The sequence below is a fragment of the Methyloceanibacter superfactus genome (genome assembly GCF_001723305.1).
Lineage (GTDB): Bacteria > Pseudomonadota > Alphaproteobacteria > Rhizobiales > Methyloligellaceae > Methyloceanibacter > Methyloceanibacter superfactus.
In genome coordinates this window covers 35,442-46,392 of the sequence record NZ_LPWF01000029.1, presented here as the reverse complement: position 1 = coordinate 46,392, position 10,951 = coordinate 35,442, and the positions used below count along the sequence as shown (strand labels likewise).

Genomic DNA, 10,951 nt, shown 5'->3' with positions numbered 1-10,951 from the left:
GTACCGAAAAGAGTCCGGCCTGGTAGATGTCAGGTCTGTGAACATCGGGGAGATCGTGGTCAAACCCACAAGGTAAGTCGTGTGGCGCGCCTAGCGGCCGGCGCGGCGCTTACGCCGGGCGGTGTGCTGGCTATCCCGGGCACGCAGCTCACGCTCATTATCGTGCAAGTAATCGCGGGTGAGGGGCACCGCCTCCTGGTTCTTCGTCAATTGAAGCTGGAAGACCATGAGGTTCTGATAGCGGAAACCCGCCTCAGCGCTTGCGAGATACATCTCCCACATCCGGCAGAAGCGTTCGCCGGATCGCTCCGCCGCGCTATGCCAGGCGCTGCGGAAGCGCTGGCGCCAGTGACGCAGCGTCATGGCGTAATGAAGCCTCAGCACCTCCACGTCGGTCGTGAGCAGGCCCTGGCGTTCGATGGCCGGCAGGACCTCGCTCAAGGCCGGGATATAGCCGCCTGGGAAAATATACTTGGCGATGAAGGGATTGGTCTCCGCCGGTCCGTCGAAGCGTCCGATGGAGTGAACGAGCGCCACGCCGTCATCGGCAAGGAGGCGGTGAATCCGCTGGAAGAAGTTGCGGTAATGCGCCGTGCCGACATGCTCGAACATGCCGACCGAGACGATGCGGTCGAACCGGCCGTCGAGCTCGCGGTAGTCGCACAGCTCGAAATTCACGGCCTTGGACAGCCCTTCGGCGCGGGCGCGGGCGCGGGCGATTTTGAGTTGCTCCTCGCTCAAGGTGATGCCGGTGACATCGACATGGGCCGTCTTGGCGAGATAGAGCGCGAGCCCGCCCCAGCCGCAGCCGATGTCCAGCACGCGCGTGCCGTCGCGGAGATCGAGCTTCGCCGCCAGATGCCGCTTCTTGGCCTCTTGGGCCGCTTCGAGCGACATGCCTTCATGCTCGAAATAGGCGCAGGAATATTGGTGATCGTCATCGAGGAAGAGATCGTAGAGCGCCCCGTCGATGTCGTAGTGATGGGCCACGTTGCGCTTGGCGCGGCCGATGGGATTGATGTGCTTCAGGCGCCTGGTGACGAAGGACAGGTGGTCGATGGCCGCCAGCCAACGCGGCCAACGTTCCCGGGCGATATTTGTCAGCAGGATTTCGAGAAGGTCGTAGATCGTGCCCTGCTCGAGAACGAGACGGCCGTCCATGTAGCTCTGCCGAAAGCCAGCGGCGGATTGAGGGCAAGCCGCCATTCGGTCCGCTTGTCAGCGATCCGGGCCGCCACTGGAGGGCCACTGTGATCGCCAAAGCCATGGGCGCACCCATCCGCATCGACCAGTCTCAGATGACCGGTCGTTACGGTCCGCTCGAGAAGATGCCGGAGCGGGCGAAACATAGTGTCACGCGCGCCGAGTCATGGCCTGCGGCTCCATCGATCGTTGAGCCTATAGACATAATAGGAAGCGCAAGGCGGCGAGACAACATCCCGTCCTGCCTTGCGTTTCCAAATGCTTATCCTAGGAGGCGGCGTCTTCGCCGGCGTCCGTCTCCGCGGCGGCCTCGCCGTCCTCTTCGACCTCTCCCTCCTCGGGGGTCGGCCCCTCCTCGAACAGCTTCTCAGCGGCGATCCGGGCTTCTTCGGCGTCCTCTTCCTCCTCGGTCAGGGTCTTGGTGACATCCTCACCGCGGGCTTGGCGCGTGGCCTCCTCGGCGGACCGGGCGACATTGACGACAACGACCGGCTCCACCTCACCGTGGAGCGAGATACGCACCTCGTGCAGGCCGAGAGCCTTGATCGGACGGTCGAGAAGCACCTGCCGGCGCTCGACGGAGAAGCCGCCCTCGGTCACGGCGGCGGCGATGTCCCGGGTCGAGACCGAACCGTAAAGCTGGCCGTTGTCGCCCGCCTGGCGGATGACGACGAAGCTCTCGCCATCGAGCTTGCCGGCGACGCCTTCGGCCTCGCTCTTGAGCTCGAGGTCGCGTGCCTCCAACTGGGCCCGCTCGCTCTCGAAGCGCTTGCGGTTGGCCTCCGTCGCGCGGAGGGCCTTGCCTTGCGGCAGCAGATAGTTGCGGGCGAAGCCGTCCTTGACGTTGACGAGGTCGCCCATTTGACCGAGCCGTCCAATGCGCTCGAGCAGAATGACTTGCATGATCAATACTCCTTCGTTGTCAGTCGGGTTTGTTGTCGTTTGGAGGCTGGCCGCCTTGGACGCTACGCGCGCGCAAGCCGAACAACGGCTCGCCCAGTCCGAGAATGGCGACGAGAACGGCGACCCAGCCCAGAAGCAGAATTCCGAGATAGACCACCGTGAGCAGAAGAATGCGGAAGGGGCTGCCGCGGCTGTAGACATGAATGACCGCCAGACCCTGCAGCACATAGGCAAACAGCATCGCGCCGGCGAGGCCGGTGGCGAGAAGACCGAGGATGCCGGGGATGAAGGACGCCAGGATGGCGACGGCGAAGACCGCGACGAACACGTTGGGCAGTTCGAGGTCTTGGAGGTTCGGCCAGGGACGCAAGCTGCGTCCGGACGCGGCGACAATGACGCCGCCGAGCCACAGGTTGAACAGCACGATGGTGAGCCAGACGATGGCGAAGGCCGCCGGCAGCGCCTTGGCGAGGACCACCGAGAGCCCTTCGACCGTCTCCTTGGTGAAGATGGTGCCGTCGCGGTCGAGCTCCTTGAGCGCGCTGTGGTCGAGGATCTCGCGGATCGACTGCTGGTAGCTCTCCTGGTCGTAGCCGAGGAGAAGCACGAGGAGGCCCGCGAGAAGCCCCGCGATCAGCGCGGCCCAGCCCACGAGCCGGCCAGGGGGGTACCATTCCATGGCGCCCGCGGGCGCGTCGGGGCCTGCCGGCCTGGACAGAAGCAGCAGATGCACGAGCACGGCGATGGGCGCGGCGATGGTCAGTACGAAGGCCGCCGCCGTGCCTGCGCCGAGGCTCGCGGCAATGACGACGGTTCCAGTCAGCCCTGCGAGCAGGACGGGGGAACGGCCCCAGCCGAGACCGGCGAGGCAGAGCGGAAGTGGCGAAAGATAGAAGAGGATGCCGGCGAGCGCGGCCGCGGTGGCGGCGGACGCGAAGAGCGCCGCTGCAACCAGGCCTGCGCCTGCGCCAATGATCAGATGTGTCGGCATCGGTTTCGCTGTCCCGGCTCTCTCGTCAGAGCGGTTAGGGGAGGGCCGGAGCCCACCCCAACTTTCTGTCACACGTCTATCCGCGAGCCGTCAGGCTCGGATCGTCCCTACTGGATGAGATAGGGCAGCAGGCCGAGGAAGCGCGCGCGCTTAATGGCGCGTGCGAGCTCGCGCTGCTTCTTGGCCGACACCGCGGTGATGCGGCTCGGCACCATCTTACCGCGCTCGGAAACATAGCGCAGAAGCAGCTTCACATCCTTGTAGTCGATCTTCGGAGCTTTATCTCCGGAGAACGGGCAGGTCTTGCGCCGGCGGTAGAATGGGCGGCGGGCCTGGCTTTGGGTCATGCTCATTATGATGTCTCCTCGCCGCTGGTCTCGTTGTCGGACGACTCGCCGCGCGACTCGCGGGGGCTATGGTCACGGTCGCGCCTGCCGCCACGGCGGCCGTCGCGATCGCCCCGGTCGCCGCGATCACCACGATCGCCGCGATCACCGCGGTCGTCACGGTCCGAGCGGCGCATCATCGCCGACGGCCCGGCCTCATGCTCTTTGACCTTGACGGTCATGAAACGGATGATGTCGGTCGACAGACCCATCTGGCGCTCCATCTCGGCGACGGCCTCGTGAGGCGCGTCGATGTCCATGAGCGTGTAGTGGGCTTTGCGGTTCTTCTTGATGCGATAGGTGAGGGACTTGAGCCCCCAATATTCGGTCTTGCCGACCTTACCGCCCTTCTCCTCAAGGAGTGTGCGGAAGGTCTGCAGCAGACCTTCGACCTGCTGCTGCGAAATGTCTTGGCGCGCCAAGAACACGTGCTCGTAGAGAGGCATGAAGTGCCTTTCCTTCTTCTTTGCTCCGGCGCGAAGCCTCACATGGGCGCTTTAGAAGGAAAGGCCCAAGAGAAAGCCCTTGAGAGCGGAGACACGGGAGGGCGGCGTTTCAAGCCTTACCGCTGGAATAGCGGTCCTCCGTTCAGCCTCCGACCGGAGCGATTGCTGGTGGGCGCTTTATAGAGTTTCGCGCTGGCTTTGCAAGGACTTCGCGCGGCCCTAGGGAGCCTGTTGCGAGCCAGGGTTCATGCTGCATTCCACCTCGGTCTTGTCCTTCAGAGAGAAGGCCTTGCAGTTGTCCTTCGCATAGACCTCGACGATGCCGACCGAGGCGAGCGGCGCATCCTGATAGGCGACATCGATGGTGACCGGCGTCTCGATCTGGGTGGTCAGGTCCTGCGGCGGGCGCCCCCTGACATCGAAGGCGAAGATCAGATCGTTCGGATCGCCGAGACGTGGGGTCAATTTTAGCTCGGTAAATCCGGGTGTTGGAGCCATCGCATCAACCGAAATACTCAGACTTGGCGGCGTCAGATCGGTGATCGCGGCCTTGAGAGAATCGACCTTTTGCAGAAGCGCCAGGGCCGGATCGACGGGTGCGGTGTCCTTCCATGGCCAGGACCGGGTCTCCGCCGCCAGAAGGGGCAAAGTCGTGAAAACGCTGGTGCAGGCGATCAAGGCGCCGATAGCGATCGGGCTTTTCATACGTATCTCCGCTTGAGGTTGTGGTGGGCTCGAAATCTAAACGCCGTTCCAGGGCTTAGAGTTGCGCCCGCATGTTATCCTGCCGCCGCGTGGGCCCGCGCGCCGGCCCGGCTTGACAGGCAAGATTGAAACAGTGTCTTTGGCCTCCTTCTGTCAACGCCGAAAACCTTCCACATGACCATTGCTTTCATCTTTCCGGGCCAAGGAAGCCAAGCCGTCGGCATGGGGGCCGAGCTGGCCAAGGCATTTCCTGCCGCCCAAGCCGTGTTTTCCGAGGTGAACGAGGCGCTTGGGCAGGACCTCTCCCAGCTGATGTGGGACGGCCCCGAGGCGGAGCTGACGCTGACGGAGAATGCCCAGCCCGCGCTGATGGCGGTGTCGCTGGCGGCCATGCGGGTCTTGAGAGAGACCAAGGGCGTACCGCTTGAAGGCCGCGTCGCCTATGTCGCAGGCCATTCGCTGGGCGAGTATTCGGCTCTTGCCGCCGCCGGGGCCTTGAGCTTGGCCGACACGGCCCGGCTCCTGAAGATCCGCGGGCGCGCCATGCAAGCGGCCGTGCCCGTGGGCGAGGGTGCCATGGCGGCACTGCTCGGCGTCGACCTCGCTCAGGCTCAGGAGCTCGCCAAAGCGGCGAGCGAGGGCGAGGTGTGCGAGGCGGCCAACGACAACGCGCCGGGCCAGGTGGTGATCTCCGGTGCCCGGACCGCGATCGAGCGCGCCGTGACGCTGGCGCCGAAATACGGTGCGCGGCGCGCGGTGCTCTTGCCGGTGAGCGCGCCGTTCCATTGCGCCTGCAGCCGGCCGCCGACGCCATGCGCGAGGCGCTGGCCGGCGTCGAGATCAAGGCGCGCCGTGCCGCTCATCGCCAATGTGCTGGCCGAGCCGATCTCCGATCCCGAGGCGATCAGAGCCCGCCTCGTCGAGCAGGTGACCGGCATGGTGAGATGGCGCGAGACCATGACCTATCTTGCCGGCAACGGCGTGAATACGGTCTACGAGGTCGGCGCCGGACGGGTGCTGACCGGAATTGCCAGGCGCTTCGACGGCATCGAGGCACGCAGTGTCGGAACGCCCGAAGAGCTCGAGGCCGCTGCGGCGGCGCTACAGAGCTAGCGCCTCAGGAAAGGAGAGCTTCACATGTTCGACCTTAAAGGGAAGGGCGCCCTCGTCACCGGCGCGACCGGTGGGCATCGGCGGCGCGATGGACCAAGGCGCTGCATGGGCAAGGCGCGACGGTGGCGATCTCCGGCACACGAGCGGAGAAGCTCGAGGCGCTCGCCACAGAGCTCGGCGACCGCGTCTTCGTGCTGCCTTGCGATCTGCGCGACCGCCCCGCGGTGGCGCAGCTTCCGGAGGCGGCGGAGAAGGTGCTCGGTCAAGTCGACATCCTCGTCAACAATGCCGGCATCACCCACGACAATCTCTTCATGCGCATGAAAGACGAGGAGTGGGACGACGTCATCAACGTCAACCTGACATCGGTATTCGTGCTCACCCGCGGCATCTTGCGCGGCATGATGCGGCGGCGCGCCGGGCGCATCGTCAACATCGCCTCCATCTCCGGCGTGCTCGGCAACCCGGGACAGGCCAACTATGCCGCATCCAAGGCCGGCCTCGTGGGCATGACCAAATCTCTCGCCCGGGAAGTGGCGAGCCGGGGGGTTACGGCCAACTGCATTGCGCCTGGGTTCATCTCGACCCCGATGACCGATGCCTTGACGCCGAAGCAAGTGGAGGCTATTGCCGCCGCCATTCCGACGCAGACCTTCGGCAAGCCCGAGGATATCGCTGCGGCGGTGGTTTTTTTCGCCAGCGACGAGGCGGCCTATGTCACGGGCGAGACGATGCACGTGAACGGCGGCATGGTGATGGTTTAAGTGCTTGTTGCACAAGGGGTTGGAGCAACACTTTCAGCAAAGCTGGCAGGTTGTTTTCCTAGGTGAGGGCGTCTGGCAAAGTCTCATATAGTATGCTACCCAAACGGCCGCTCAGTGGGGGCTTGACAAAGGCCAATCCCACCGCGATCAACCCTCCTAACTTACCGCTCGGGGGTGTGTTAGGCCAGGAGCCGCAGCTCGGGGGTACACACGAGGCCTAAGGACTTAAAAGTAAGGGACGGTGACGAGGACATGAGCGATATCTCGGAGCGCGTAAAGAAGATCGTGGTGGAGCATCTTGGTGTGGAGGCCGACAAGGTCACCGAGAATGCGAGCTTCATCGACGACCTTGGAGCTGACAGCCTCGACACTGTCGAGTTGGTGATGGCGTTCGAGGAGGAGTTCGGCTGCGAAATCCCCGACGATGCGGCAGAGACCATTCTCACCGTCGGCGATGCGGTCAAATTCCTGGAGAAGAATACAGCCGCTTGACGCGACTTCGCGCGGGCGCATCACGCCGTCCGCACGTCGTGACAAACGAAGCCCCTAACGGCTCGACAACTGATTCTCGTAAGGGTCACGGGAAGGCGCGATGCGACGTGTCGTCATCACAGGCTTGGGTCTTGTCTCGCCGCTCGGTTGCGGCCACGAGACCGTATGGCAGCGCCTGACCGCGGGCGAGAACGCGGCACGGCGCGTCGAGACTTCGACGTCTCAGATCTCTCCTGCCAGATCGCCTGCCAGGTTCCACGCGGGGACGGCAGCGGACGGCACGTTCAATCCCAACGATTGGATGGAGCATAAGGAGCAGCGGAAGGTCGACGACTTCATCATCTATGCCATGGGCGCCGCCACGCAGGCGTTGACCGATGCGGGATGGAAGCCGACGGCCTATGAGGACCAGATCCGCACGGGCGTGTTGATCGGCTCCGGCATCGGCGGCCTCCAAGGCATCGAGAAGACGTCTCTGCTGTTTGCCGAAAAGGGGCCGCGGCGTGTGAGTCCGTTTTTCATTCCCGGCCGTCTCATCAATCTCGCATCCGGCTATGTCTCCATCGAGCATGGGCTGAAAGGCCCAAATCACGCGGTGGTCACGGCCTGCTCCACGGGGGCGCATGCCATCGGCGATGCGTCGCGGCTCGTGGCCTTCGGCGATGCGGACGTGATGCTCGCTGGCGGCTCGGAATCGCCGGTCTGCCGATTGGCCATTGCCGGCTTTGCCGCATGCCGGGCGCTGTCCACAAATTTCAACGACGAGCCGCAGCGCGCGTCGCGGCCTTACGACCGGGACCGGGACGGCTTCGTCATGGGCGAGGGCGCGGGCGTGGTCGTGGTCGAGGAGCTCGAGCACGCCAAGGCCAGAGGCGCCAAGATCTATGCCGAGATCATCGGCTACGGTCTGTCGGGCGATGCCTTCCACATCACCGCACCGGCCGAGGACGGCGATGGCGCGTTCCGCTGCATGACCGCCGCGGTGAAGCGCGCCGGGATCGATCCGGCCGATATCGACTACATCAACGCGCACGGCACCTCGACGCCCATGGGCGACGAGATCGAGCTTGCGGCCGTGGAGCGGCTGTTCGGCAATGCCGCCGGCAAGGTCTCCATGTCCTCGACCAAGTCGGCGACGGGACATCTGCTTGGCGCGGCCGGCGCGATCGAAGCGATCTTCTCGGCGCTGGCGATTCGCGACAACTTGGCGCCGCCGACGCTCAATCTGGACAATCCGTCCGTGGCGACGGCCATCGATCTGGTGCCGCATCAGGCGCGCCGCCGGACCATCGATACGGTGCTGTCCAACTCATTCGGGTTCGGCGGCACCAACGCATCGCTGATCATGCGCCGATACGCCGCTTGATCGTGCGCCGTTTGGCTTGCCAAGCGAACCTCCCTTTGGCCATATTTCGACGCAAAGTGAATAACCGCTATTCGCACTGCGCGCGCGTATGAGCCATGACATCGGGGTTGACGTTTGACCAGGGACATTCCCCCCAAGGCAGGTAACCCCGGCGGCCCCATGGGCGGCCATGGCGCAGGCCGTCCGTTGGCGGGACGCCCGGCACCAGGGCATCCGGCTCCAGGCAATCAAGCTCCAGGTCATCAAGCCCCAGGTCATCAAGCTCCGGGCCACCCAGGCCATCCAGGTCCGCAAGTTGCCGGCCGCCCGGTTGGGGGCCACCCGGGCGCGGGCCGTCACGCCCCGAACGTGCTCCCACGAAGCCCGACCGAAGCCCTACAGCCGCAACGTCCGCCCGAGCCGCCGGAGCGGGAACTGCCGGAAGACGATTCCCATCCCTTCCTCGGCATGCTGGACGGTCTTCTCAACTTCGTTTTCATCATGGCCTGCATGGCCGCGGCGGTGTTCTATTTCGTGCGCGTGGAATTCGACCGGCCGGGGCCGCTACCGGTGTCCACGGTTCTGGTGGTGCCCAAGGGCGAGGGCGCGACGGCGATCGCCGAGCGGCTCGAGCGCGACGGCATCATCGCCGACCGGCGCATCTTCATGACCAGCATCCTCTATTTCATGTATTTGAAAGGGGAAGGCACCCTGAAGGCCGGCGAGTATCAGTTCGACAAGCACGCGACCATGCGCCAGGTGCTCGACACGCTGGTCGAAGGCAAGTCCATTCAGTACCGCGTGACCCTGCCGGAAGGCTGGACCAGTGCGCAAATCGTGAAACGTCTGGCCGCCCATCCCGAACTCAACGGCGAGGCGCCGGAGGTTCCCGCCGAGGGGTCGTTGTTGCCGGACACATACAGCTTCGGCAGCAAGGATACGCGCAAGGAGATCGTGCAGCGGATGCAGCACGCCCAGTCGAAGTTCGTTGCCAAGATGTGGGAGGAGCGCGACCCCGACATCATGGTAAGTACGCCGGAAGAAGCCGTCATTCTCGCGTCGATCGTGGAGAAGGAGACGGGCAAGGCCGAGGAGCGGCCCCATATCGCCAGCGTGTTCCATAACCGTCTCAGGAAGCGCATGCGGCTGCAGTCGGACCCGACCATCATCTACGGCCTGTTCGGCGGGATCCGCGACCATCCCATCACCCAGTCGGATCTCGAGCGGGAGAACCCGTACAACACCTATAAGATCGATGGCCTGCCGCCGACGCCCATCGCCAATCCGGGCCGCGCCGCCATCGAGGCCGTGCTGAAGCCGGCCAAGACCAAGGATCTCTATTTCGTGGCCGACGGCACCGGCGGGCATGTGTTTTCCGCGACCCTTGCCGAGCACAACAGGAATGTCGCCAAGTGGCGCAAGATCGAGCGCGAGATCAGGCGCGCGGCAGGCCGCCGAGGCCGCAGCCGCGGCTGAAGCCGCCGAGCTCAACGAGCTTGGGGGCCTCATTCCGGAGGGCGAGGTCGCCGCCGTCGTGCCTGCGGGTCCGGTGCCGCTGCCGAAGCGCAATCCCCAGCGCTAGGGCCCGGCGGGCCTGGTCCATACCCTGTTCATCTCAATCTTGGCTTTGGTCGGCTTAGGGCCTGATTTGGCTCGCGACTCGGCTATAAAGCCGCCCAGCAGGCTTCCAACGCAAGGCACAAGCCAATGACCCTCAAAAGCATGACCGGCTTCGCCCGCAGCGACGGGGTGCATGGCGATACGGCTTGGTTCTGGGAGGTGAAGAGCGTCAACGGGCGATCGCTCGATCTTCGCTTCAGGCTGCCGTCGGGTCTCGAGCGCCTCGAGGCCAGCGTGCGCGGCCTGTGCCAGGAGAAGCTGGCGCGTGGCAATTGCACCATCAATCTCACGGTCAAGCGCGAGAGCGGCCAGACGGAGATCAGGCTGAACGAGCCGGCGCTTGCGCAAGCCCACGCCGTGGCGGAGCGGGCGAAGAGTCTAACCAAGCTCAAGCCCGCGCGCCTCGACACGCTGCTCGCCATGCGCGGGGTGGTGGAGACGGTCGAGCCCGAGGAGACCGAGGAGCAACAGGCGGCGCTCGGCCATGCGCTGCTAGCGGGCCTCGCCGCGGCGCTCGATGGCTTGATCGTGGCGCGCGCGGGGGAGGGTGAACGTCTTCAGCGCGTCATCGAGCAGCAGCTCACCGACATCGATGGGCTCGTGGCGCGCGCCGTGGCGGTCGTGGCGCGCCAACCGGAGGCGCTGAGCGTGCGGTTGCGCGAGCAGATCGCGCGTCTCGGCGAGGCCGGCGCCACGCTCGAGCCCGAGCGCCTTCATCAAGAAGCCTTGCTGCTCGCGGCCAAGGCGGACATCCAAGAAGAGCTCGACCGCTTGCGGGCTCACGTGGCGGCCGCCAACGAACTCATCGCCAGCGGCCAGCCGGCTGGGCGCAAGCTCGAGTTCTTGGCGCAGGAATTCAATCGCGAGGCCAACACCATTTGCTCCAAGGCCGCCGATATCGAGATCAGCCGGATCGGGCTCGAGCTCAAGACGGTCATCGATCAATTGCGCGAGCAGGTTCAGAACATCGAATGAGGCCGGTC

Annotated in this window: 11 protein-coding genes and 1 pseudogene; 6 read left to right on the top strand and 6 right to left on the bottom strand. The window is 64.8% G+C overall.

The genetic code is table 11. The features are described from left to right. Positions 1–90: 90 nt before the first annotated feature. The 6 genes from AUC69_RS11745 to AUC69_RS11720 form a co-directional block, all read right to left on the bottom strand. Positions 91–1,161 (bottom strand): SAM-dependent methyltransferase, encoded by a 1,071-nt coding sequence (locus AUC69_RS11745; RefSeq protein WP_244500233.1) that lies wholly within the window; start codon positions 1,159–1,161, stop codon positions 91–93. Positions 1,162–1,470: 309 nt separating this feature from the next. Continuing rightward, complete coding sequence (gene rplI / locus AUC69_RS11740; protein ID WP_069442319.1) at positions 1,471–2,106, bottom strand: 50S ribosomal protein L9; 636 nt, start codon at positions 2,104–2,106, stop codon at positions 1,471–1,473. Positions 2,107–2,125: 19 nt separating this feature from the next. Continuing rightward, positions 2,126–3,097: a DUF2232 domain-containing protein gene (locus AUC69_RS11735; protein WP_069442318.1), complete on the bottom strand. Its 972-nt coding sequence runs from the start codon at positions 3,095–3,097 to the stop codon at positions 2,126–2,128. Positions 3,098–3,204: 107 nt separating this feature from the next. Further along, the gene (gene rpsR / locus AUC69_RS11730) at positions 3,205–3,444 is read right to left on the bottom strand and encodes a 30S ribosomal protein S18 (RefSeq protein ID WP_069442400.1); all 240 of its coding nucleotides are present in this window, start codon (positions 3,442–3,444) and stop codon (positions 3,205–3,207) included. Between the two features lie 5 nt (positions 3,445–3,449). Further along, positions 3,450–3,929 carry a 30S ribosomal protein S6 gene (gene rpsF, locus AUC69_RS11725; protein ID WP_069442317.1) on the bottom strand — a complete coding sequence of 160 codons (480 nt, stop codon included), beginning with the start codon at positions 3,927–3,929 and terminating at the stop codon, positions 3,450–3,452. Between the two features lie 219 nt (positions 3,930–4,148). After that, a complete protein-coding gene (locus AUC69_RS11720) occupies positions 4,149–4,634 on the bottom strand; it encodes a hypothetical protein (RefSeq protein ID WP_069442316.1) in 486 nt (161 codons plus the stop codon). 174 nt (positions 4,635–4,808) lie between these two features. Between AUC69_RS11720 and fabD the strand changes: the two genes are divergently transcribed. From fabD to AUC69_RS11690, 6 genes and pseudogenes are all read left to right on the top strand, one after another. Continuing rightward, a complete protein-coding gene (gene fabD / locus AUC69_RS11715; RefSeq protein WP_244500232.1) occupies positions 4,809–5,747 on the top strand; it encodes an ACP S-malonyltransferase in 939 nt (312 codons plus the stop codon). A gap of 24 nt (positions 5,748–5,771) precedes the next feature. Then, positions 5,772–6,511: pseudogene (gene fabG / locus AUC69_RS11710) on the top strand (3-oxoacyl-[acyl-carrier-protein] reductase). A gap of 252 nt (positions 6,512–6,763) precedes the next feature. After that, on the top strand, positions 6,764–7,003 hold the full coding sequence (locus AUC69_RS11705) for an acyl carrier protein (protein WP_069442315.1): 240 nt from the start codon (positions 6,764–6,766) through the stop codon (positions 7,001–7,003). Positions 7,004–7,103: 100 nt separating this feature from the next. After that, positions 7,104–8,369 (top strand): beta-ketoacyl-ACP synthase II, encoded by a 1,266-nt coding sequence (fabF, locus tag AUC69_RS11700; RefSeq protein WP_069442314.1) that lies wholly within the window; start codon positions 7,104–7,106, stop codon positions 8,367–8,369. A 348-nt stretch (positions 8,370–8,717) separates the two neighbouring features. Next, entirely contained in the window at positions 8,718–9,824 is a 1,107-nt protein-coding gene (gene mltG, locus AUC69_RS11695; RefSeq protein ID WP_069442313.1) for an endolytic transglycosylase MltG, read from the top strand. Positions 9,825–10,055: 231 nt separating this feature from the next. Then, a complete protein-coding gene (locus AUC69_RS11690; RefSeq protein WP_069442312.1) occupies positions 10,056–10,943 on the top strand; it encodes a YicC/YloC family endoribonuclease in 888 nt (295 codons plus the stop codon). The last annotated feature ends 8 nt before the right edge of the window (positions 10,944–10,951 follow it).